Annotated in this window: 25 protein-coding genes; 11 read left to right on the top strand and 14 right to left on the bottom strand. The window is 62.2% G+C overall.

Translation table 11 applies throughout. The annotated features are described in order from the left end of the window. Window positions 1-6 precede the first annotated feature (6 nt). On the bottom strand, window positions 7-870 hold the full coding sequence (locus AB8A38_RS29405) for a Bug family tripartite tricarboxylate transporter substrate binding protein (protein WP_439088403.1): 864 nt from the start codon (window positions 868-870) through the stop codon (window positions 7-9). Between the two features lie 244 nt (window positions 871-1114). Between AB8A38_RS29405 and AB8A38_RS29400 the strand changes: the two genes are divergently transcribed. After that, window positions 1115-1579: a DUF488 domain-containing protein gene (locus AB8A38_RS29400; RefSeq protein WP_439088402.1), complete on the top strand. Its 465-nt coding sequence runs from the start codon at window positions 1115-1117 to the stop codon at window positions 1577-1579. A gap of 132 nt (window positions 1580-1711) precedes the next feature. Next, the gene (gene bcsS / locus AB8A38_RS29395) at window positions 1712-2554 is read left to right on the top strand and encodes a cellulose biosynthesis protein BcsS (RefSeq protein ID WP_439088401.1); all 843 of its coding nucleotides are present in this window, start codon (window positions 1712-1714) and stop codon (window positions 2552-2554) included. A gap of 8 nt (window positions 2555-2562) precedes the next feature. Here bcsS and AB8A38_RS29390 read toward each other — a convergent pair whose 3' ends face one another. The 10 genes from AB8A38_RS29390 to AB8A38_RS29345 form a co-directional block, all read right to left on the bottom strand. Then, window positions 2563-3885, bottom strand: a complete 1323-nt coding sequence (locus tag AB8A38_RS29390; protein WP_439088400.1) for an adenylate/guanylate cyclase domain-containing protein — start codon at window positions 3883-3885, stop codon at window positions 2563-2565. Between the two features lie 53 nt (window positions 3886-3938). Further along, window positions 3939-4265: a DUF4189 domain-containing protein gene (locus AB8A38_RS29385; RefSeq protein WP_315844185.1), complete on the bottom strand. Its 327-nt coding sequence runs from the start codon at window positions 4263-4265 to the stop codon at window positions 3939-3941. Window positions 4266-4420: 155 nt separating this feature from the next. Beyond that, complete coding sequence (locus AB8A38_RS29380) at window positions 4421-6025, bottom strand: NTP transferase domain-containing protein (protein WP_439088399.1); 1605 nt, start codon at window positions 6023-6025, stop codon at window positions 4421-4423. Continuing rightward, window positions 6022-6738 (bottom strand): XdhC family protein, encoded by a 717-nt coding sequence (locus AB8A38_RS29375; RefSeq protein WP_439088398.1) that lies wholly within the window; start codon window positions 6736-6738, stop codon window positions 6022-6024. Before AB8A38_RS29375 ends, AB8A38_RS29380 begins: the two co-directional genes overlap by 4 nt. After that, a complete protein-coding gene (locus tag AB8A38_RS29370) occupies window positions 6735-7064 on the bottom strand; it encodes an XdhC family protein (RefSeq protein WP_068736040.1) in 330 nt (109 codons plus the stop codon). The genes AB8A38_RS29375 and AB8A38_RS29370 overlap by 4 nt, the downstream gene beginning before the upstream one ends. A gap of 11 nt (window positions 7065-7075) precedes the next feature. Then, the gene (locus tag AB8A38_RS29365) at window positions 7076-8242 is read right to left on the bottom strand and encodes a vWA domain-containing protein (protein ID WP_175365834.1); all 1167 of its coding nucleotides are present in this window, start codon (window positions 8240-8242) and stop codon (window positions 7076-7078) included. A 190-nt stretch (window positions 8243-8432) separates the two neighbouring features. Then, window positions 8433-9341 (bottom strand): AAA family ATPase, encoded by a 909-nt coding sequence (locus AB8A38_RS29360; RefSeq protein WP_439088397.1) that lies wholly within the window; start codon window positions 9339-9341, stop codon window positions 8433-8435. Window positions 9342-9379: 38 nt separating this feature from the next. Further along, window positions 9380-10186, bottom strand: coding sequence for an FAD binding domain-containing protein (locus AB8A38_RS29355; protein ID WP_439088396.1), 807 nt, complete (start codon window positions 10184-10186; stop codon window positions 9380-9382). A 46-nt stretch (window positions 10187-10232) separates the two neighbouring features. Further along, the gene (locus AB8A38_RS29350; RefSeq protein ID WP_089264990.1) at window positions 10233-10718 is read right to left on the bottom strand and encodes a (2Fe-2S)-binding protein; all 486 of its coding nucleotides are present in this window, start codon (window positions 10716-10718) and stop codon (window positions 10233-10235) included. A 171-nt stretch (window positions 10719-10889) separates the two neighbouring features. Continuing rightward, on the bottom strand, window positions 10890-11336 hold the full coding sequence (locus AB8A38_RS29345) for an SRPBCC family protein (RefSeq protein WP_089264991.1): 447 nt from the start codon (window positions 11334-11336) through the stop codon (window positions 10890-10892). A gap of 210 nt (window positions 11337-11546) precedes the next feature. Here AB8A38_RS29345 and AB8A38_RS29340 point away from each other — a divergent pair, with 210 nt between their 5' ends. Genes AB8A38_RS29340 through AB8A38_RS29330 form a run of 3 tightly spaced genes read left to right on the top strand, consistent with a single transcriptional unit; the run spans window position 11547 to window position 14101 of the window. Further along, a complete protein-coding gene (locus tag AB8A38_RS29340) occupies window positions 11547-12896 on the top strand; it encodes a 3-carboxy-cis,cis-muconate cycloisomerase (RefSeq protein WP_439088395.1) in 1350 nt (449 codons plus the stop codon). Between the two features lie 22 nt (window positions 12897-12918). Beyond that, on the top strand, window positions 12919-13698 hold the full coding sequence (gene pcaD, locus AB8A38_RS29335; RefSeq protein WP_439088394.1) for a 3-oxoadipate enol-lactonase: 780 nt from the start codon (window positions 12919-12921) through the stop codon (window positions 13696-13698). A gap of 13 nt (window positions 13699-13711) precedes the next feature. Next, a complete protein-coding gene (locus AB8A38_RS29330; protein WP_120292724.1) occupies window positions 13712-14101 on the top strand; it encodes a carboxymuconolactone decarboxylase family protein in 390 nt (129 codons plus the stop codon). 12 nt (window positions 14102-14113) lie between these two features. Here the strand turns inward: AB8A38_RS29330 and AB8A38_RS29325 are convergent, their stop codons facing one another. Both AB8A38_RS29325 and AB8A38_RS29320 read right to left on the bottom strand, forming a co-directional pair. Continuing rightward, window positions 14114-14725: a hypothetical protein gene (locus AB8A38_RS29325; RefSeq protein WP_439088393.1), complete on the bottom strand. Its 612-nt coding sequence runs from the start codon at window positions 14723-14725 to the stop codon at window positions 14114-14116. A gap of 227 nt (window positions 14726-14952) precedes the next feature. Then, window positions 14953-15108, bottom strand: coding sequence for a hypothetical protein (locus tag AB8A38_RS29320; RefSeq protein ID WP_175500451.1), 156 nt, complete (start codon window positions 15106-15108; stop codon window positions 14953-14955). A 319-nt stretch (window positions 15109-15427) separates the two neighbouring features. Here AB8A38_RS29320 and AB8A38_RS29315 point away from each other — a divergent pair, with 319 nt between their 5' ends. The 6 genes from AB8A38_RS29315 (at window position 15428) to AB8A38_RS29290 (ending at window position 21919) form a co-directional block, all read left to right on the top strand. Then, a complete protein-coding gene (locus tag AB8A38_RS29315; RefSeq protein ID WP_092146777.1) occupies window positions 15428-16345 on the top strand; it encodes an ABC transporter permease subunit in 918 nt (305 codons plus the stop codon). A 10-nt stretch (window positions 16346-16355) separates the two neighbouring features. Next, the gene (gene livM / locus AB8A38_RS29310) at window positions 16356-17678 is read left to right on the top strand and encodes a high-affinity branched-chain amino acid ABC transporter permease LivM (protein WP_315842885.1); all 1323 of its coding nucleotides are present in this window, start codon (window positions 16356-16358) and stop codon (window positions 17676-17678) included. Then, window positions 17675-18505 carry an ABC transporter ATP-binding protein gene (locus tag AB8A38_RS29305; RefSeq protein WP_439088392.1) on the top strand — a complete coding sequence of 277 codons (831 nt, stop codon included), beginning with the start codon at window positions 17675-17677 and terminating at the stop codon, window positions 18503-18505. Before livM ends, AB8A38_RS29305 begins: the two co-directional genes overlap by 4 nt. An 11-nt stretch (window positions 18506-18516) precedes the next feature. After that, a complete protein-coding gene (locus AB8A38_RS29300) occupies window positions 18517-19239 on the top strand; it encodes an ABC transporter ATP-binding protein (RefSeq protein WP_439088629.1) in 723 nt (240 codons plus the stop codon). Between the two features lie 147 nt (window positions 19240-19386). Beyond that, entirely contained in the window at window positions 19387-20496 is a 1110-nt protein-coding gene (locus AB8A38_RS29295; RefSeq protein WP_439088391.1) for a branched-chain amino acid ABC transporter substrate-binding protein, read from the top strand. Window positions 20497-20803: 307 nt separating this feature from the next. Further along, on the top strand, window positions 20804-21919 hold the full coding sequence (locus tag AB8A38_RS29290) for a branched-chain amino acid ABC transporter substrate-binding protein (protein ID WP_439088390.1): 1116 nt from the start codon (window positions 20804-20806) through the stop codon (window positions 21917-21919). A 283-nt stretch (window positions 21920-22202) separates the two neighbouring features. Here the strand turns inward: AB8A38_RS29290 and AB8A38_RS29285 are convergent, their stop codons facing one another. Beyond that, window positions 22203-22937 (bottom strand): cytochrome c biogenesis CcdA family protein, encoded by a 735-nt coding sequence (locus AB8A38_RS29285; protein WP_439088389.1) that lies wholly within the window; start codon window positions 22935-22937, stop codon window positions 22203-22205. Window positions 22938-23010: the final 73 nt, after the last annotated feature.

Here is a 23010-nt window from a genome sequence, read left to right as displayed (position 1 = left end):
AACTGCTCAATCGAGTTTGATGCCGGCCTCGCGGATCAGTTTTGTCCAGGTCGCATGTTCTGATGCGATGAAGCCGTTAAGCTTGTCGTCGGGCATATCCCAGGGCTCACCGCCGCTCTTCTCGAAGCGTTCCTTCAGATCGGGCAACACCGCCCGAATATCCTGACGAAGTTTTGCGATCACCGCAGGCGGCGTTTTGGCCGGCACGAAAATGCCGAGCCATGAATCCACATCGAGGCCGGGCACGCCCGCTTCGGCCATGGTCGGCACGTCAGGCGCCAGCGGGCTCCGTTTCGACGACAGCACCGCGATGCCCCGCACCTGCCCCGTCTGCACATAAGGCAACCCGGCAGCAATCGAGTCAAAGAACAGGTCGATGCGGCCCGCCAGCAGATCGGCGAAGGCCGGCGGAGATCCCCGATAGGGCACTTCCTGCAGCTTGACGCCGGCGGACCTCATGAAGGCTGCGGCCACCAGTTGCTGTCCGGTCCCGACGCCGGCGGTCGCCACGGTGATCGACCCCGGCTTGTCCAATGCGGCGGCAACGATCTCCTTCGGCGTCTGCTGCGGCAAATCCTTGCGGCCAACCATCACGTAGCCGAACTTGTAGACCAGCGCGACCGGCACGAAATCCTTCAGCGGATCATAAGCAAGCTTGGCGTAAAGCGCGGAGTTGAACGCCATGTTGGAAAGGCCGCCGACCATCAGCGTATAGCCGTCGGCGTCGCTCTGGGCCGCAGCCTGCGTGCCCACGACAGTGCCCGCCCCGGGCTTGTTCTCGACAAAGAACGCCTGCCCCGTTCGCTTTGCCAGCGCATCGGCGAGATGGCGTCCGACCAGATCGTAGCTCCCGCCGGGGGCGATCGGCACGATGATCCTGACAGGACGATCCGGATACGCTCCCTGTGCCGACACTGCAGAATGAAAGGACAAAAGAGAGAGCGCAATCACGCTCAAAGCACCAACCATGCGAACCATTATTCCCCCGGTGATATCAGCCATTGAACTGGCGGAGTTTGTTGAGTTCACTATGTGTCATGTTGCAGATCGGAGCAACGCCTCGCGGCTGGCCGCGACATTGTGCCAATCATTTGTCGATCACGGGGATGCTCACATGGCCCGCAAAACGCTCCGCCTCTTCACCGTCGGTTACGAGCAGACTCCAGCGAAAGCCGTGCTCGACGAATTGCAAAATGTCGGCGTCAAGCTGCTGGTCGATGTGCGTGCCGTCGCCGCATCGCGGCGACCGGGTTTCTCCAAGAACCAACTCGCCGCCGGCCTCGACGAGCGCGGCATCGGCTACATCCATCTGCGCGGACTGGGCACGCCCAAGGACGGTCGCGAAGCCGCACGTAGCGGCAAGCTCGCGATGCTTGAGAAGATCTATATGGCGCATCTCAAGACACCGCAGGCACGGGAGGAGATGGATGAGCTGGCGGCGCTGGTGACAAAGTCCGGACCGGTCTGCATCCTCTGCTACGAGCGCGACCACGAACACTGTCATCGGCGATGGATCGCCGAGATCATCGAGGAGCGCGAAGGTGCAAAGGTTCAGAACCTGCTGCCGCCGCAGCTCTGACGGCGTTTAGATCACTCCAAGCAGATTTTTCGGATTCTCACTTATCCACACTGGACGGCGGCTTATCCCCAAGATAATCTACCTTAAGTTGTACTTCATGATTGTGTTTCTGTTGCGTTGGGTGGGGGCTCGATGCGTTGGGGACTGGCGTTACGCGCACTCTGTGTCGCCACGACCGCAATGGTCTACGGCAGCGTCGCGGCTCAGGATGTCGGCGAGATCGATGCCACGATCGAGCCAGCATCCGGCTCATCGAGCTTCTGGTCGTCCCTGTTCGACACGCGTATCAAAAAACGGCGCGCCTTCGATTTTCTCTCCGGAGGCATGCCAGACCGTCTGATGTATTTCGGCGGCGTGGACGCGTCGCATTGGAGCCTCGGTGCCTATGGTGGCCTGCAATGGGCCCCCGCCGGCCTGAACAAGGATGGCTTCATCCTGCGTTTCTTTCTGTCGGAAAACCTCGAGCGCTACACGACAGGCACGCGCTCCGACTACACCCAGATCAGCCGCGCGGCGATCCTGCCGGGCTACCTCATCCGAACCGGCAATCTGGAAGTTCAGCTACTGGCTGGCCTCGATATGGAAGCCGACTATTTCTACCACGATCAGCACCGCTCCCGGCTTCGCGCGATGCTCGGCGCGCGGGGCACGATGGATGTCTGGTGGGAGCCGACACGCGAGCTGATGCTGCAATATGCCATCTCCGGCACGACCATCGATACTGGCTATACCACGCGCATTGCGGCCGGCTGGCGCCTGTTCGATTTGTTCTGGATCGGCCCGGAGGCTGCACTGTCGAATGATTATTTCAGCCAGCAGACCCGGATCGGCGGCCATCTGACTGGCTTGCGCACCGGTCCCTACGAATGGTCATTCGCCGCGGGACATGTGCGGGACAATTTCGAGCGCCAGGGAGTCTATGCGCGCTTCGGCATGGTCATGCGACCGCCCCGCGCGCCATTCTTCGAGAACTGACGCAGCACTCAGCCCAAGCGCCAGATAGCCTGCGGGAGGTCATAGCCGCGGATCGGCACATCGCCGAGCAGCTCCGCATCGCTGCAAGTGTCGCCCAAGGCATCGCGTATGGAAGCAGAGATCAGTAATTGCGAGCCGAACTGTTTGTTGAGCGCCTCAAGCCGAGCCGCGAAGTTCACGGTGTCGCCGATGACGGTGTATTCCTTGCGGCGCGGGGAGCCAACGTTGCCGGCAATCACGGCCCCAATATGAAGCCCGATGCCGATGCGCAGGGGCCATTCGCTGTCCTGATTGCTATTCTCGACAGCTATGAGCATCTCGCGTGCCGCCTGCACGGCGCAATGCGCCGCATTCGGATCCTCAATGGGCGCTCCGAACAGCGCGAGAAATCCGTCACCGAGAAACTTGTTCACGATCCCGGAATGTCGATCCAGCACGTCGACCAATAGAGCAAAGGTCTCGTCGAGCCGATCCACCACCTCGCGGGGCGAATGCACACGGGTCGCTGCGGTAAAGTTACGGATATCGACGAACATCACCGCAACCTGACGCATCTCGGTCGTAGAGCTCGTTCCCGACGCCAGCAACTGCTCCACAACCTGCGGCGAGACATGCTGACCGAACAGATTGGTGACACGATCGCGCGCCGAAGTTGCCGCGATGCTCGCCTCGAACTGGCGACGGAGTTGCAAGCCGACCGCGCCTGCAAGAATACCGCAGAGCAGGACCATGGCGCTGCGGATAAGCTGAAACGCAAAATCCGGCGCGGGTTCCGAGGCGAATTGCACCGGATGATACAGCATGGCCAGCGCGAGCATCTGGGCGGCCGCGACAAAGCCGGTAAACGTCGACAGCCAGAAATCAAGCCGAAGCGTGGATAGAATGATGAAGATGAAATAGGACAAAGGCGCCGCAAATGCCAACGCCGCCGCCGGCCCCATCCAGCCCATATGGAGATGCAGTGCAGCCGTTGGAATGCTGGTCTCGATGAGTGCGCTCAGATAGCGCCGCCCCTGCGCAATATCCTGCCCTGCAGCGATGCGCTGATTGATCTTGTAAAGAACGAAGAATTCGAACAGCAGCAGCGGGCCCGTGATCATAAAAGACGATGCGAGATCGAACTGGCCATTGGATATGCGCGCGAAGCTCGACGGCGCCAGCAGATAGGCGATGGATAGCGACAGCGTCACGATCACCACGGTGCCGATCACCGTCCTGACCCGCAACCGTTCGGTCAACAGCATCTCGCGGCTCAGCGCCTTGCGAAATTCGCGAACGGACGGATCGGCGTCGGCGGCAGACTTCAGAAGTGTCCGGAAAAATTGAATCATTGCAGCAGTCTAGCTGCCGCAGGCCCATTGAACGAGATATTTGTCGGGGAGCTCTAGCCCTTGGCGTCGCAGGCCCAGGCACGGATGACGCATTCCTTACCGCCGTAGTCATAGCATTTCTTGGTCGCCTGATTCAGCGAACTCGAAATACGGGGCGCCACGGCATAGCCGTGTGCGCCGCAGGGATTCTTCATATCGACGGCGAAGGCTGCACAGGCGCGGTTCATCGTGACGGTCGTGCATTCGCCCTTGCACTGCTTTTTCGCGGCCGCCAGCGCCGCCCCCTGCGCCGGATAGTCGAATGCCTGGCCATAGGCACCGCACTTGCCCACGGCGAGGGCACCAGCGGCCGAAGCCACGTCCATGGCACCGACGCTCATCAACAAGGCAACGGCGAGAATCGCGCGACGACGCGCGGTAGCAAACAGCGACAATTTCCCCTCCCCCGAGGTCGATCGAGGCAGACGCTAAAGGAAGGGCGTTTCAACTTGGTGAACAAAAGTGAAATGCGGCGGCCCGCCGCATGCGCCATGGGTTAGCCGCTCCGCGCGTCTTCCAGCGCCTGCGGTGTATCGATATCAAGGAAGGCGCCGTGGCCTTCCACGGCCACATCGGCAACGGCTTCAGCGTGCTTGATGATCAGGTGCCGGGCGCCGATATCGCCGTCCAGCGTCATCAACTCATTGAAGAAGCGCCGAGACCACAACACGGGATTACCGCGACGGCCCTCGCTCACAGGGACGACGATGAGGTTGCCGCGATCCGGCGCGAAGGATTCTATCAACCGGTCGATCAAGCGGGCATCGATCAGCGGCATGTCGCCAAGACAGACCACAGCTCCATTGGCATCGGCCGGGACTGCCGCGATGCCGGCCTTCACCGAACTGGCGAGACCATCGGCAAAATCGGGGTTGTAAACGAACGTGACTTTGAGTCCGGCCAGCGCCTTCTCGACCTCTGGCGCCTGATGACCTGTCACCACCGTTACGCTCGACGCTTTCGATGCGATTGCCTGTTCGGCGACGATCCGGACCAATGCCTTGCCGTTGAGTTCGGCGAGCAACTTGTTCGGCCCCCCCATCCGGGTCGAACGGCCGGCGGCCAGAATAACGGCGGCGACGTTGCTGTTGCCATCGCTGCCGACGGGCACGCGCGGCTGTGGCCGGGTGACGATTTCCATCAGCAACCCGCCGACGCCCATGCCGGTGAGATCGGCGCGGGTCACCTTGAGGCCGGCCAGCAGCCGCATCAACACCCAATCGAAGCCGTTCTCCACCGGGGAGCGCGCGCAGCCCGGCGCACCCAGCACCGGCACGTTGCCGGCCCTGCCGATCAGCAGCAGATTGCCGGGATCGACCGGCATGCCGAAATGTTCGATGGCGCCGCCGATCTGTTCGATCGCCGACGGAATGACATCGCGGCGGTCGGCAATGGCCGAGGCGCCGAACACAATCACCAGTTCGGCGCCGAGCCCGAGCAGTTCCTTGATTGTCTTCGCGAGCACTTTCTCGTCGTGCGGCACGCGGCGCTCGGCGATGATCTTCGCACCGGCAGGCGCGAGACGCTCTTCGGTCACACGCAGCGTCTTGTCGATCACCTTCGGCGATAGCCCCGGCAACAGCGTCGAGACGATGCCGACTTTCTTGACCGTATAAGGCGCGATCCGCATTGCGCCGCCCGAGGCAGCCTGGACGGCCGCGTCGCGCAGCGTACCGGCGACGCCGAACGGGATCAGCTTGACGGTCGCGATCATCTCGCCTTCGACAACCGGCTTGTAGGCCGCCAGCGTTGCAAAGGTGATCGCTTCATCGACGGCATTGATGCGATCGACGATGGCGCGATCGACGACCAGCACGCCCGGCGTTCCCGCAAAAAGATTGGCGCGGCCCGTAAAGGCCCGCTCGACATTGACGCCCTCGCCCGCCACTGCCTGCGCGATACTGGCTGCAGCGACGTCTTCGGACACATCGCCGTCCTCGAGACGCACGACGACCACGTCCTTGACGCCCGCGCTGGTCAGCGCGGCGACTTCATCGGGACCGATAGTGGTGCCCTTCTTGAGAACGAGCGAACCCTGACGCAGCGTATGGACGGTCACGCCGCCAAGTGCATCCGCCGGACTGGCGGGACCGAACTTCATGGGTTGCTCACTTTGGAGAATTCCGCGGGTATCGCCTTGGGCATGCGCAGTTCGGCGGTGATCTCGGCCATGATCGAGACCGCGATCTCCGATGGCGAAACAGCACCGATATTGAGACCGATCGGCGCCTTGATCCGCGCGAAGTCAGCCTCGCTGACGCCCTGCGCCTTCAGCCGGTCGCCGCGCTTGGCGTGAGTCTTTCGCGAGCCGAGCGCGCCAATATAGAAGCAGTTCTTCTCGAACGCGTGCAGCAGCGCGGGATCGTCGATCTTCGGATCATGGGTGACGGCGACGAAGGCCGTGTAGTGATCGATGTTGAGGCCCGGCAGCGCCTCTTCGGGCCATTCAGCGATCAGCTTCACGTCCGGAAAACGCTCGGGGCTGGCAAAAGCCGTGCGCGGATCGACCACCGTCACATCGTAATCCAGCGACCGCGCCAGCGGCGCCAAAGCCTGGCTGATATGGACGGCACCGATGATCACGAGGCGCGCGGTCGGCGCGTAGACATTGAGAAACAGCTTCTTGCCGTCCACCTCGACCATCGCGCTCTTGCCCATGCGGAGCTGCTTCTCGAGTTCGGCATGCAGCGGATCGGCACCGAAATCGGCAGCCTTCACCAGGCGTTGTGTTCCATCGGATATATCGGTGATCAAAATAACGGGGCGCCGAGCGGTGCGTTCCGTGTTCAGGGTGGCAAGTGTCTCGGCCTTCACGACTGGCCTACCTTCTCGACGAACACACGGATCGTGCCGCCGCAGGACAGGCCGACATTCCACGCGGTCTCATCGGCCACGCCGAATTCGAGCAATTTGGGCTCGCCACTCGCAATCACATCGAGCGCCTCGGTGACCACGGCGCCTTCAACGCAGCCGCCAGAGACCGAGCCCAGGAAGGTACCGTCGTCATTGATGACGAGATTCGAGCCTGCGGGGCGCGGCGCCGACCCCCAGGTCTCAACCACGGTGGCCAGCGCCACACCGTGCCCGGCCTTCTGCCACGCCTCGGCGGCCTGCAGGATGTCTTCATCGCGATTGAGCATGGAAGCCTCTCTTAAGCTGCGGGCCGGATCAGGCTGCGGTGATGGACCGGGGGCGCCGATGACAGCGCCTTGATCAGTCCGTCGATCGAACTCAAATTATGTACCGGGCGGAATTCGTCAACGTGCGGGAGCATCATTTTGATGCCCTGAGCCTTCGGCTCGAAGCCATCGAAGCGCAACAACGGGTTGAGCCAGATCAGCCGCCGGCAGGAGCGATGCAACCGGTCCATCTCGAAGGCCAGTTGGGAATCCGCCTCCCGCTCCAAACCGTCGGAAATTAGCAGCACGATGGCGCCCTGGCCGAGTACGCGGCGTCCCCACAGCTTGTTGAAATTATGCAGCGACGCAGAAATGCGAGTGCCGCCGGCCCAGTCTTCCACCGAGGCCGAGCAAGAGGCCAACGCCTCGTCGGGATCACGCGACCGCAGCGCCCGCGTCACATTGGTCAGCCGGGTGCCAAACAGAAAAACCGAGACACGCTTGCGAGCATCCGTAATGGCATGAAGAAAGTGCAGGAACAACCGCGTATATTCACTCATTGAGCCGGAGATATCGAGCAACGCGACAATCGGCGCCGGCTTATCGATCAGGCCTAGCCTGCGGATATCGATGATGTCGCCGCCCGTGCGCAGGCTGCCGCGCAGCGTGCGCCGCAGATCGAGCCGCGCGCCGTGCTTGTCCGGCTGGGTGCGGCGCGTGCGCAGTTCAGCTTGCGGCAGCCGCATATTGGCGATGGCGCGCGTGACCTCGGCGATTTCCGCCGCACTCATCTGCGCAAAATCCTTCTTCTGCAAAACCTCGCGGTCGGAGACCGACAGCCTGATCTCCTGCTCCTGCGGTGCCTCGCGCTCTGTGCCCTGCGCCGGCTGCGCCATCGCCTCCTGCACGCGGCGCGAGGCCGGCGGCGGCTTCCGCTTGGCATCGTCGGGCAGCGGCACCGAATCCAGCATCTGCTTCCATTCGTCGGCCGCACGGAAGAATAGATCGAAGGCTTGGGCAAACACCAGCGCATGCTCGTGGCGTTTGACGAAGATCGCTTCCAACGTCGTGAACACGTCGGCGCGCTTGCCGATCTCGATCATCTGCAAGGCATTCAGCGCATCGATCACCGCCCCCGGCCCGACCGGAAGCCCGGCAGCGCGGAGCGCACGCGCGAAGCCGATGACATTGTCGGCCATCTGGCCGGTCGGTGGGTTGAGATGGTCGATGGGCAAACCTAACTCCGTCGTTCCGGGGCGGTCGCGCCACTTGCGCGACCGAACCTCAGCCACTCCAATTGGAGTGGTGGGGAACCTCGATGTGTTCAACTACTTCGGGATTCCGGGTTCGGGTTCGGCTATCGCCGCCCGCGCCCCGGAATGACGAGTGTTAGTCGCTCGTCGCTTCCTTGATCACCTTGGCCAGCGCGTCGCCCTGCATGCGCTGGATGTCGTCCTGATACTTCAACAGCGCACCCAGCGTATCGCCCACCACCTGCGGCGTCAGCGAGCGGGCGTCGAGTTCAGTCAGCGCGGTCGCCCAATCCAGCGTCTCGGCGACGCCCGGCGACTTGTAGAAATCCTGGTCGCGCAGCGCCTGCACGAACCTCACCACCTGCTGCGAGAGCTTGGCGGAGATGCCCGGCACCCGCGACTTGACGATGGCGAGTTCGCGCTCGGCGTTGGGATAGTCGACCCAGTGATATAGACAGCGCCGCTTCAGCGCGTCGTGAATCTCGCGGGTGCGGTTCGATGTGACGATGACGATCGGCGGCGCCGGCGCCTTGACCGTGCCGAGCTCGGGGATCGTCACCTGAAAGTCGCTGAGGATTTCGAGGAGATAGGCTTCGAACGCCTCGTCCGCACGATCAAGTTCGTCGATCAGGAGCACCGGCGCGCCGTTGGCGTCCGGCTCGAGCGCCTGCAGCAGCGGACGCTTGATGAGATAGCGCTCAGCGAAGATGTCGCTGGCCAGCTGATCACGGTCGGTATCGCCGGCGGCTTCCGCCAGCCGGATTGCGATCATCTGCGACGCGCTGTTCCACTCGTAGACAGCGGATGAGACATCGAGACCTTCATAGCACTGCAGCCGGATCAGCTTGCGGCCAAGCGCGGCCGACAGCACCTTGGCGATTTCGGTCTTGCCGACGCCAGCCTCGCCTTCGAGAAACAGCGGCCGGCCCATTTTCAGCGAGAGATAGGTAACTGTCGCCAGCGATCGCTCGGCGAGATAGCCGCGCGATGTCAGCAATTCCAGCATGCCATCGACGGAGGTGGGGAGCGCCGATGGCTTAGTCATGAGAGAACCAATCTGGAAAGGAACGGACCTGACAAATATCAGGCCCGGTTGTTGGCAGCTTCGACCGCACGCTTGGCCAGCACGCCGATAAGATGCGCGCGATATTCGGCGCTGCCATGGAGATCGCTGTTGAGGCCTTCGGCCGGCACCGTAAGCCCGTCCAGCGCCTTTGGCGAGAACCGCTTCTGCAACGCAGCCTCGAACGCCTCGACACGGAACACGCCGTCCGAGCCTGCACCGGTGACCGTGACCCGCACACCCGAGGGCAGCCGTGCCACGAACACACCGACCAGCGCATAGCGCGAGGCCTGGTTGCGGAATTTGATATAGGCCGCCTTCTTCGGCACCGGGAACGAGACCTTGGTGATGATCTCGTCGCTCTCCAGCGCGGTCGTAAACAGGCCCTGGAAGAATTCTTCCGGCTTCAGCTTGCGCTTGTTGGTGGTGATGGTGGCACCGAGGGCCATTACAGCTGCGGGATAGTCCGCGGTCGGATCGTTATTGGCCAGCGAACCACCAATCGTGCCCTTGTGGCGCACGGCCGGATCGCCGATCAGGCTGGCGAGTTCGGCCAGCGCCGGGATCGCTTCGCCGACAACCGGCGACGCCGCGACACTGGCATGCTTGGCGAGCGCGCCGATCACCAGCGAGCGGCCCTTCATCTCGATGCCGTCGACACCCTCGATATGCGAGAGATCGATGATATGCGGCGGTGCCGCCAAACGCTGCTTCATGACCGGCACCAGCGTGTGACCGCCGGCGATCAACTTGGCGTCTTCGTTCTTGATGAGGAGATTGGCGGCCTGCCGCACGGTCGACGGACGATGATATTTGAATTCGTACATGGGTGGGGATCCCTGATTCGCGGTGCGCGATTATCGTTGTGCGTCGTTATGCGAGATCGGACTTCGCCATCGCCTTGGCGCCGGCTGCGATCGACGCCACGATGTTCTGATAACCGGTGCAGCGGCAGAGATTGCCTTCAAGCTCTTCGCGGATCAGATGATCGCTGAGATCATGCCCCTTGCGATGCACGAGGTCGACCGCGGTCATGATCATGCCTGGGGTGCAAAAGCCGCACTGCAGGCCATGATGCTCGCGAAACGCTTCCTGCATCGGATGCAGCGGGGCGCCATCGGCTGCGAGACCTTCGATGGTTTTCACCTCGTGACCGTCGGCCATGACAGCGAGCGTGGTGCAGGACTTCACGGCCTTGCCGTCGAGATGCACAACGCAGGCGCCGCATTGCGACGTGTCGCAGCCCACATGGGTGCCGGTGAGCCGCAGATTCTCACGCAGAAACTGCACCAGCAATGTGCGCGGATCGATATTGCCGGTGACGGGATTGCCGTTCACGATCATCGAGATTTTGGCCATATGCACTCTCTTGGTCCGCGCCCCATTGCGTGGCGACACGGTCATTAAAATCATTCCAAATGCATAATATGGCCCATCCCGGCAATGAGCAACCTCAAGTCGGGACGGTCTCTGGTGTGTTTTTCTGCGGTATCAAACATACTTGATCGCCGCTATCAGACGCTCCGGGCCTTAGCCCTGAACAGCCTTGGCGAAGTTCGCGAAGAACTCGTCGGCGATCTTCTTGGCCGAACCGTTAATCAGGCGCTGACCGAGCTGGGCCAGCTTGCCGCCGATCTGGGCTTCCACATTGTAGGTCAGGAGTGTGCCGCCGTCCTTGTCGGTCAGACCGACGACAGCGCCGCCCTTGGCAAAGCCGGCCACGCCGCCCTCGCCCTCACCGGTGATCTTATAGCCGTTGGGCGGATCGAGATCGCTCAGTGTGACCTTGCCCTTGAAGCGGGCGGAGACTGGGCCGACCTTGATCTTGGCCGTGGCGCGGAAGCCGCCTTCCTCTGTGGTCTCGAGCTCCTCACAGCCCGGGATGCAGGCCTTCAGCACTGCGGGGTCGTTGAGCTTTCCCCATACCACTTCGCGGGGCGCGGCAAGCTGGACTTCACCGCTCATCGTCATGGCCATGGGTCTGTCTCCTGAATTTGTCGCCGTCCGGAATTGAGGCTGTCATCCCCAAGGGATTGAACCCTCAATCCCAAGTAATGCACGGACGGCGCAAAGGAAAGACCGTCCGGCGGGATGGGGCGATGCCTATTCGCAGTGCAACAGGCCACCGCGGCAAGAAGATTGCGGGGGATTGGCAGACTCTCGCCGGAATGGTTAGGTCCCGCACAGATGAGCACATCCCTGTCCCCTCTGCTGGCACCCTTGTTGTCGAGCCCCGCGATGCGTGCGGTTTGCGATGATACCGCCCATTTGCAGCATATGCTGGACTTCGAAGCCGCGCTGGCGCGGGCCGAGGCCGCAGTCGGGGTGATTCCCGCCAGCGCCGTGACGGCCATCGAGGCCGCCTGCAAAGCTGACCAGTTCGATCTGGCTGCCCTGGCCGATGCAGCGACGCGTTCCGGCAATCTCGCCATCCCGCTGGTCAAGACGCTCACCGCCAAAGTGGCGAAGGCCGATGCCGAGGCTGCGCGCTACGTGCATTGGGGCGCCACCAGTCAGGACGTCATCGACAGCGCAACCATGCTCGGCCTGCGCGCCGCCATTGACGCTCTGCTCGCGGATCTCGATCGCGCCATCGCCGGCTTCGCAGCCTTGGCGATCAAGCACCGCAACACCGCCGTGGTCGCCCGCACCTGGTTGCAGCACGCGCTGCCGATGCCATTCGGGCTGAAGCTCGCCGAATATGCTTCGGCGCTGCATCGTTCGCGCTTGCGGCTGAAGCGATTGCGCGCCGAAGGCCTCGCACTGCAATTCGGCGGCGCCGCCGGCACGCTGGCTGCGCTCGGCGACAAGGGCCTCGTCGTTGCAGAGCAACTCGCCAAGGAATTGCAGCTGCCGTTGCCCGATGCGCCGTGGCACACCCATCGCGACCGGATCGCCGAAGTGGCTTCCGTGTTGGCGATCCTGTCCGGCAGTTGCGGCAAGATCGCCCGTGACGTCTCGCTGATGATGCAGACGGATGTCGGCGAAGCGTTCGAGCCGTCCGGCGAAGGCCGAGGCGGCTCCTCGACAATGCCGCACAAGCGCAATCCCGTGGCGTCGGCCTCCGCGCTTGGCGCCGCGACTATGGCGCCGAATCTCGCTGCAACGATCTTTGCCGCTCAGATCCAGGATCACGAACGCAGCGCAGGACCGTGGCACGCGGAATGGCCGACGCTGCCGACATTGCTGCTGGTGACATCGGGCGCTCTTGCCGCCATCGTCGATATTGCCGAAGGGCTCGAGATCAATGCCGAGCGGATGCTGCAGAACCTCGATACGACGCACGGCCTCATCATGGCCGAAGCCGTGACCTTTGCGCTCGCCGAAAAGCTCGGCAAGAGCGACGCCCATCATCTGGTCGAAGCCGCCACCAAGCGCGCCGTCGCCGAGAAGAAACATCTGCGCGATGTGCTCACGGCCGATCCCAAGGTCAGCGTGCAACTTAGCGCTGCCGCGATCGCCAAACTGTTCGAGCCGATGGACTATCAGGGCGTCTCGCAAGCCCTGATCGACCGCCAGCTCGCCTCACTCAGTTAAGAAGAAACTCGGGAGACACACCATGCCCATGATCGACGCCGACGGCTGCCTGCTGAATGTCTCCGTGGAGGGCCGCGACAGCGGGCCAACGCTGATGATGTCGAATTCGCTCGGCTGCACCATGGCGATGTGGGAGCCGCAGATGCCGGCGCTGACAAAGCTGTTTCGTGTGATCCGCTACGATCGGCGCGGCCACGGCAAGTCCAGCATGAACGGCCCGACCTCGATGGAGCGCTATGGCAAGGACGTGCTGGCCATCCTCGACGATCTCAATATCGACAAGGTGCACTGGTGCGGCCTTTCTATGGGCGGCATGATCGGCCAATGGCTCGGCGCCAACGCGCCTGAGCGTTTCAACAAGATCATCCTGGCCAACACCAGCTGCTACTATCCGGATCCGACAAACTGGCACAACCGCATCAAGGCGGTGCGTGAGGGTGGCCTCGCCGCTGTGGCCGATGCCGTCATCGGCGGCTGGCTCACCACCGACTTCCGCGAGCGCGAGCCCGAGACCACCGCGAAGATGAAGGCGATGCTGATCGCCTCACCGGTCGAAGGCTATCTTGCTGCCTGCGAGGCGCTGAGCACGCTCGATCAGCGCGCGCTGCTGCCCAAGATCAAGAGCCCAACGCTGGTGATCGCCGGCCGTCAGGACAACGCAACACCGGTTGCGGCTGGCGAACTGATCCGCAGCAACATCCCCGGCGCCAGCATGACGCTCTTGGACGCCGCACACATCTCGAACGTCGAACAGCCCTACGCCTTCACTGACGCCGTCGTTGGCTTCCTGACGCAGCGCTGAACGGAGACCTAAGATGGACGAGCAACAGCGCGCCGCCGAAGGCACCGCAAAACGCCGTAAGGTTCTCGGCAATGCCTGGGTCGACAAATCGGCCGCCGGCAAGAACGCATTCAATGCTGATTTTCTCGACCTGATCAGCCGCTACGCCTGGGGCGAGATCTGGACGCGACCGCATTTCGACGACCGCACGCGCCGCGTATTGGTGATCGGCACCATGCTGGCGCTCGGCCAGTGGGACGAATTTCGCATGCATGTGCGCGCCGCTCTCACCGAAGGCGGCTTCACACCTGACGACATCAAGGAAATCCTGTTGCAGCAGGCGATCTATTGCGGCGTCCCGGCGGCCAATCACGCCACCAAGGAAGCCGGCGCGATCATCAAAGAGCTCGGGCTGGCCATTTAGGCGACCTTTTATTTAGGCAACCTTCTGTAAAAGCTCCGCGTCGTTAGCTGCCTTGCCCGGCTGACCGGGGTCAAGCTCTTGCGCCGCGACGCGGCGTAATGGCGGCTCGATCGCCATCAACACCGCGGTGCCCAGCAGCAGCAGCAATTCTGTGATGTGCAGCCGCATGGCGACGATCTCGCCGACCTTCGATGCCATGATCATGCTGGCGAACGAAATCGTGCCGCCGATGCCAAGCGCCATCATCAACGCCTCGTCGCAGCCGCCCGTCTTGCGGATTTTCGGCCGTGTGATGAACACCAGGAATACCGTGAAGAAAGCGACCACCGTCAGCTTGCCGACGGCGAGCAGCCACGCATAGCGCACCGTGCCCATGCTGGAAAATTGCATGTAGTCGCTGAGAAACAGCGCCAGTGAAATATTGGGGCGCTCATAGAAGCCTTGGATCGGCGAGACCATGATGCGGAACGCGAAGATCGTCCAGGTCGGGATGAAATAGCAGGCGATCAGCGCGCCGGTGAACGTACTGATCCGCCAGGTCTGAAACGTACCAGTCTGAAACGTGCCAGCCTGGAGCGTTCGAACCTGATGGGTTCCGGTCTTGTCTGCGCTGCTCTGATCCATGACGTCGTCCACCGCTCTGCCGGCGACTCGCAAGAGTCGCACGCTTGCGCCGACGTAACGCCCGTTCAATCAGACGGACAACGTAAACCAATTGGTAACCTTAACTCGAGAATTGCCGGGATAACGGCGGGAGAATACGATTACGACTTGCCAAATGAAAAGCCCCGCCTTTCGACGGGGCCTTCCACATGGGTCGCTGAAATCTCGATTGATGTCCGTCTGACGGCCTATCTCTGGCCCTGCCGGTGGTCCGGGTCCTGCTCATGGCCGGGTTTCATGCCACCGCCCTGCTGCTGGCCGGGCTTCTGGCCCTGCTGCCCCGGGTTCTGGCTCTGCTGGCCTGGCTTCTGCTGACCGGGCTTTTGCTGGTTCTGATTGGACATTCTTCAATCTCCTTTGTTGAACCATTCAACGCCCGACAACGTGCAGCCCCGATCTTCGTTTCGGTTCCCGCGTGATAATTGCAAGGCCGTTGCACGGCGCAACTGTGACACCGGAACAGCCGCAAATAAGGCGCGGATTTGTGTGCGCTGCGGCGCAAGATAAAGGGAGGTAAATCGCCGCGAAAAACAGCATGTACAGGCTACTTTAGCCGCACCGCCCCCTGTTGCCGCCTCCAATGGCCGCTGTTAGAAAACGATACAACGACGCAATGATCCGGCTGCCGGATCATGGTGGCGCCTCACTCGAATTCGGCAGCGCATGGATTATTTCGCCCAGCAACTGATCAACGGTCTCGTGCTCGGCTCCATCTATGGCCTGATCGCGATCGGCTACACGATGGTCTACGGCATCGTCGGCATGATCAATTTCGCCCATGGCGATATCTTCATGATCGGCGGCTTCATCGCGCTGATCACCTTTCTCATTCTCGTCTCGATCGGCCTTACCGCGGTGCCGGTAATCCTGCTGCTGGTGCTGCTTGTCTCGATGGCGATCACCTCGCTCTATGGCTGGACGATCGAGCGCATCGCCTATCGTCCCCTGCGCCACTCCTTCCGCCTCGCGCCGATGCTGTCGGCGATCGGCATGTCTTTCGTGTTGACCAATTTCTCGCAGGTCGCACAGGGCGCCCGCGTCAAGCCGGTGCCGCCGATCATCACCGGCGGCTACACGCTGCATGAAGGCGCCGACGGTTTTGTGGTGCGCCTCTCCAATATCCAGATCATCGTGGTCATCACCACCATCGTGCTGCTGGCGCTGTTCACCTGGCTGGTCGCGCGCACGCGCCTCGGCCGCGACATGCGCGCGTGCGAGCAGGACCAGACCATGGCGTCATTGCTCGGCGTCGATGTGGACCGCACCATCTCCATGACCTTCGTGATCGGCGCAGCCTTGGCTGCGGTCGCGGGCATGATGTACCTGCTCTATTACGGCCTCGTGGATTTCTTCATGGGCTTCGTCGCCGGCATCAAGGCCTTCACCGCCGCCGTGCTCGGCGGCATCGGCTCGCTGCCCGGCGCGATGCTCGGCGGCTTGCTGATCGGCCTGATCGAGACATTATGGGCCGCCTACTTCTCCACCGAATACAAAGATGTCGCCGCCTTTTCGATTCTGATCGTGGTGCTGATCTTCCTGCCGACCGGCCTGCTCGGCCGTCCCGAAGTCGAAAAAGTCTGACGGGATCCAAGTGGCAGCAAACGCATCACAAGCTAAGACTGCCCGCGGGCCGGACGCCGCATTCATCCTGAAGAAGGCCGTGATCTCCGCGCTGGTCGCGCTGGTGCTATTTTCGCTGATGATCGGCATCCGCACCGAAGCCGGCTCCGACGGGCAACTGACCTGGTGGACCCGCTTCGGCGATCTCGCCGCCATGGTCGCCGTGGTGTTCGGCGGCAGTATCGTCATGGAGCTGCTGCGCCGCTGGTGGGGACCGGTGGGTACTGTGCGCGTGGTGCCGCCTTCGGCAACCAAGGCATTCTCCTTCGCCGGCCGTGCGCTGGTGCCGGCGCTGTTGATCTTCACCTTCCTCGTCCCGGTGATCTTCTACGACGAGCGTTACATCCTCGATCTCGGCATTCTCGTGCTGACTTACGTGATGCTCGGCTGGGGCCTCAATGTGGTTGTCGGCCTCGCCGGCCTGCTCGATCTCGGCTATGTCGCCTTCTATGCCGTCGGCGCCTATTCCTACGCGCTGCTGGCCACCAATTTCGGCCTGTCGTTCTGGATCTGCCTGCCACTCGCCGGTATCCTCGCTGCGTTCTTCGGCGTGCTGCTCGGCTTTCCAGTACTGCGGCTGCGCGGCGACTACCTCGCGATCGTTACCCTGGCCTTCGGCGAGATCATCCGCCTCGTCATCATCAACTGGCAGACCCTCACCGGTGGCCCCAACGGCATCTCCGGCATTCCGCGTCCCACGATGTTCGGCATTCCGCTGACGCCCGGCGATGACGGCCTCGCTGCCCGCCTTGACATCGAGTTCTCACCGACTCACCGCATCGTCTTCCTGTTCTATCTGATCCTCGCCCTCGCACTGCTCACCAACTGGGTCACCATCCGCCTGCGCCGCCTGCCGATCGGCCGCGCCTGGGAAGCACTGCGCGAGGACGAGGTTGCCTGCCGTGCGCTCGGCATCAATACGACGACGACGAAGCTCACCGCCTTCGCCACCGGCGCCATGTTCGGCGGCTTCGCCGGCGCGTTCTTTGCGACCCGTCAGGGTTTCATCAGCCCGGAATCCTTCACCTTCCATGAATCCGCACTGGTACTGGCCATCGTCGTGCTCGGCGGCATGGGCTCGCAGCTCGGCGTGGCGCTCGCGGCGCTCGCGATGATCGGCGGCTTCGAACTGTTCCGTGGGCTCGAGCAATTCCGCATGCTCGTGTTCGGCGGCGCCATGGTGCTGCTGATGATCTGGCGCCCGCGCGGCCTGATCGGCCACCGCGCTCCCACCGTCTTTCTCGAACGCAATACGGCAATCTCATCCGACCTCGTCAAAGAGGGGCACGGATGAACATCAACGACATCCTCAGCGTTGAAAATCTGACGATGCGCTTCGGTGGCATCGTCGCCGTCAACGATCTCAGTTTCTCGGCCGAGCGCGGCAAGATCACCGCGCTGATCGGCCCCAACGGCGCCGGCAAGACCACCGTCTTCAATTGCATCACCGGCTTCTACAAGCCGACATCCGGCACCATCAAGCTGCGCCACAGCGATGGTGAATGGCGGCTGGAGCGGCTGAACGACTTCCGCATCTCGAAGATCGCCAAGGTCGCGCGCACCTTCCAGAATATCCGGCTGTTTCCCGGGATGACCGCACTGGAAAACCTGATGGTGGCGCAGCACAACACGCTGATGCGCGCTTCGGGCTTCACTCTTCTCGGCCTGTTCGGCGTGCCCAGCTATCGCGCCGCCGAGAAAGCGGCGATCGATCTCGCGCGCTACTGGCTCGATCAGATCGGCCTGCTGGAGCGCGCTGACGATGCCGCCGGCAACCTGCCTTACGGCGACCAGCGTCGCCTCGAAATCGCGCGCGCAATGTGTACCGAGCCGGCCCTGCTCTGCCTCGACGAGCCCGCCGCCGGCCTCAATGCCCGCGAGAGCGCCGCACTCAATGGGCTATTGCTGAAGATCCGCGCCGATCACGGCACGTCGATCTTGCTGATCGAACACGACATGTCAGTGGTGATGGAAATCTCCGACCATATCAACGTGCTCGATTACGGCGTGAAGATCGCCGGCGGCACGCCGCAGCAAATCCGCGACAATCCCAAAGTCATCGCCGCTTATCTCGGCGCAGATGAAGAGGAAGCCATTGCGGTGATGGAGGGCGAGACGTGAGCACTGCCTCCATGCTCGCCATCACTGGGCTTCACGCATCCTATGGCAAGATCGAAGCGCTGAAAGGCGTCGATCTCGATATCAAGCACGGCGAGATCGTTGCGCTGATCGGCGCCAACGGCGCCGGCAAATCGACACTGATGATGACGATTTTTGGCAAGCCGCGCGCGCGCGCTGGCGCGATCATGTATCACGGCATTGATATCACTGGCCTGCCGACTCATGAGATTGCGCGGATGCGCATCGCGCAGTCACCGGAAGGGCGCCGGATTTTCCCGCGCATGAGCGTCGCAGAAAATCTGCAGATGGGCGCCGACGTCAATGAGAGCACGCCGGCCGAACGCGCAGAAAGCCTCGACAAAGTGCTGACGCTGTTTCCGCGCCTCAAGGAGCGCATGACTCAGCGCGGCGGCACGCTGTCCGGCGGCGAGCAGCAGATGCTGGCGATCGGCCGCGCGCTGATGAGCCGCCCGCGCCTGCTACTGCTCGACGAACCCTCGCTGGGTCTCGCACCTCTGATCGCCAAACAGATTTTCGACGCGATCCGCGTGCTCAATAAGCAGGACGGATTGACGGTCCTGATCGTCGAGCAAAACGCCAATCACGCGCTGCGTCTGGCCCACCGCGGCTACGTCATGGTCAACGGGTTGATCACCCTGTCGGGCAGCGGCGCGGAATTGCTGAAGGCCCCAGAAATCCGCTCCGCCTATCTCGAAGGCGGCCGGCACGGCTGACGGATCGATATCCTTCATCGCATGACGATCGAACACGCACAGCGATGCAAACAATCGACATTATTTTCAAGGTAGAATGATGCGCCATTCGCGATTCCGTCACGGCGTCGCGTTTGTCTGCATTCGAACGGAACACGGGGACTTCCTATGAAATTCATCAAACTCATCGGCCTGACGGCAGGTGCTTCGATTGCGCTGGCATCCGTTGCACTGGCACAGGATATTCCTGTCGCCGTCGCATCATCGATGACCGGCAGCGAATCTGCCTTCGGCCGCCAGTTCAAGAATGGCGCCGAACTCGCCGTCGCCGATATCAATGCCGCCGGCGGTCTGCTGAACAAGAAGCTGGCGCTACAGGTCGGCGATGACGCCTGCGATCCCAAGCAGGCACGCTCGATTGCGGAGAAATTCGCCAGCGCGCGCATTCCGTTCGTCGCCGGTCACTATTGTTCATCGTCGTCGATCCCGGCCTCGGAAGCCTATGCCGACGGCAATGTGCTGCAGATCTCGCCGGGCTCGACCAATCCGCTATTCACCGAACGCAAGCTCGCCAATGTGCTGCGCGTCTGCGGCCGCGACGATCAGCAGGGTTTTGTCGCCGGCGAGTACATTGCCAAGACCTACAAGGGCAAGAATATCGCGATCCTCAACGACAAGACGACCTATGGAAAAGGCCTCGCCGACGAGACCAGGAAGGCGCTGAACAAGGCCGGCGTCACCGAGAAGATGTTCGAGAGCTACAACAAGGGCGACAAGGATTTTAATGCTATCGTCTCGCGCCTGAAGCGCGACAATATCGATCTGGTTTACGTGGGCGGCTATCACCAGGAAGCCGGCCTCATCGTGCGCCAGATGCGCGACCAGGGCCTCAAGACGGTGCTGATGGCGGGCGACGCTATCAACGACAAGGAGTTTGCCTCGATCACCGGCCCGGCTGCGGAAGGCACGCTGTTCACCTTCGGCCCCGACCCGCGCAACAAGCCGACCGCCAAGGCGATCGTCGACCGCTTCAAGGCCAAGAACATCGATCCCGAGGGCTACACGCTCTACACCTATGCCGCGTTCCAGGTCTGGTCGCAGGCCGTTGCCAAGGCCGGCACCACCGACACGAAGAAGGTGATGGACACGATCAAGGCCGGCGAATGGGACACCGTGCTCGGCAAGCTGGCCTTCGACGCCAAGGGTGACATCAAGGCCATCGACTACGTCGTCTACAAGTGGGACGCCAAGGGCGACTACGCCGAACTGAAGCAGTAAGCCTGCAGGGCCGCACCGCTCCGTGGATAGCGAGAGGTGCGGCTCGCCTCCCGTCATGATGTCGATGCCTGTGCCGACGCGACGCGACTGCCCACACCAGGGCGGCTTCGGCATCTTTTTTGATCCGCCGGCGCGGGCTCGCACAGCGAAAGCTCTTGCGACGACCTGCCGCAGCCGGACTCACAGGCTGGCTGTTTGCGGCCGAAAATTGCCGATGACTCGGCATCAAAATAAGTTGAGAATGATCCTATCGTTCGGGCGGCCGGATTGCGTTTGTGGCCGAAAACTCTTTGCGAGGATCATCCCCATGAAACCATTGAATGTGATCGGCCTGGCCTTTGCCGCGTCGCTGCTCTCAACCGCAGCTTTTGCACAGGACATCAATGTCGCGGTCGCCGGCCCGATGACGGGCGGCGAATCGGCCTTCGGCCGCCAGATGAAGAACGGCGCCGACCAGGCTGTGGCCGATCTCAATGCCGCTGGCGGCGTGCTCGGCAAGAAGCTGGCGCTGCAGGTTGGTGACGATGCCTGCGATCCCAAACAGGCCCGCTCGATCGCCGAGAAGTTCGCAAGCTCCAAGGTGCCGTTCGTCGCCGGCCATTTCTGCTCGTCGTCGTCGATCCCGGCCTCCGAAGCCTATGCCGACGGCAACGTGCTGCAGATCACGCCGGCGTCGACCAACCCGCTGTTCACCGAACGCAAGCTCGCCAATGTGCTGCGCGTCTGCGGCCGTGACGACCAGCAGGGCCTCGTTGCCGCCGACTACATTGCCAAGAACTTCAAGGGCAAGAACGTCGCGATCCTCAACGACAAGACCACTTACGGCAAGGGTCTCGCCGACGAGACCAAGAAGGCGCTCAACAAGGTCGGCTTCACCGAAAAGATGTTCGAGAGCTACAACAAGGGCGACAAGGACTTTAACTCGATCGTCTCGCGCCTGAAGCGCGACAATATCGATCTGGTCTATGTCGGCGGCTATCATCAGGAAGCCGGTCTGATCCTGCGCCAGATGCGCGACCAGGGCCTCAAGACCGTGCTGATGGCCGGCGACGCCATGAACGACAAGGAATTCGCCTCCATCACCGGCCCCGCCGCGGAAGGCACGCTGTTCACCTTCGGCCCCGACCCGCGCAACAAGCCGACCGCGAAGGCGATCGTAGAGAAGTTCAAGGCCAAGAACATCGATCCCGAAGGCTACACGCTCTACACCTATGCAGCGTTCCAGGTCTGGTCGCAGGCCGTTGCCAAGGCCGGCTCCACCGACACCAAGAAGGTGATGGATGTGATCAAGGCCGGCGAATGGGACACCGTACTCGGCAAGATGGCGTTTGACGCCAAGGGCGACATCAAGGCGATCGACTACGTCGTCTATAAGTGGGACGCCAAGGGCAACTACACCCAGATCGACGCGAAGGGAACCTGAGGCGACGCCGCGAGCGCTTCCCTTAACCTCTCCCCGCTCCCGCGCACAGCAAAGCTGTGCTAGGCGGGAGCGGTCGGGCGGCGAAGCCGACCGGGTGAGGGGCATGGTATGCATCTGCCCCTTCTCGGACTATCGGATCGAATATTGTCCGGGCGGGTTGCTAACTTTGTTGATCTGCCAACCCGATAGATATCGGTTGTGTCTTCTCCAGCGTGAGGCCCCTCACCCGGCGCTGCGCGCCGACCTCTCCACGCAAGTGCGGGGCGAGGTTAAGAGAGAGCCCCTAGCCGAAATTCTGCAGCGCGGGAAACGTCTCAAGCAGCCAGATGCTGGCATTCGAGACGGCGCCGGTGAGAAACGCGATGCCGGTGATCACCATCAGCACGCCCATCGCGCGTTCGACATGGACGAGATGCTTCTTCATGCGCGCGAACATGCTGGAGAATTGCTCCACCATGAAGGCCGCAATCAGGAACGGGATGCCGAGGCCGAGGGAATAAACCGCGAGCAATCCCGCGCCCTTGGTCACCGTTGCTTCTGCCGCCGCCACCGACAGGATCGCCGCGAGGATAGGTCCGATGCACGGCGTCCAGCCAAACGCGAAAGCCAGACCCATCACATAGGCGCCCCACAGGCCGACCGGCTTCGGCATGCTCAGGCGTCCCTCGCGCATCAGGAGACCAATGCGCGTGAGGCCGAGAAAATGCAGGCCCATCAGAATGATCAGGATGCCGGCAACGATTGACAGTTCCGCCGCATAGGAGCGGATCACGCTGCCGACCAGGCTGGCGCTGGCACCGAGCGCCACGAACACCGTGGAGAAGCCCAGCACAAACATGCCAGCAGAGATCATCACCGCGCGCCTGGAGGCCGCTTCCTGCTCGTCATCGGCAATATGCTCGATGGTCGCGCCCGTGAGATAGATGAGATAGGGCGGCACCAGCGGCAGCACGCAGGGCGACAGGAATGAGACAATGCCGGCAATCAATGCGGCGGGGATCGTGACATCGGAGATCATGCGGCTAGATGCACCGCTGACATGACGGGATGCAAGCGGGATGGATCAAATGCCCGCCACTTCCGGCTGTTGT

This window comes from Tardiphaga sp. 839_C3_N1_4, assembly GCF_051811045.1.
Lineage (GTDB): Bacteria > Pseudomonadota > Alphaproteobacteria > Rhizobiales > Xanthobacteraceae > Tardiphaga.
This window is presented reverse-complemented; position numbering and strand designations above follow the sequence as displayed.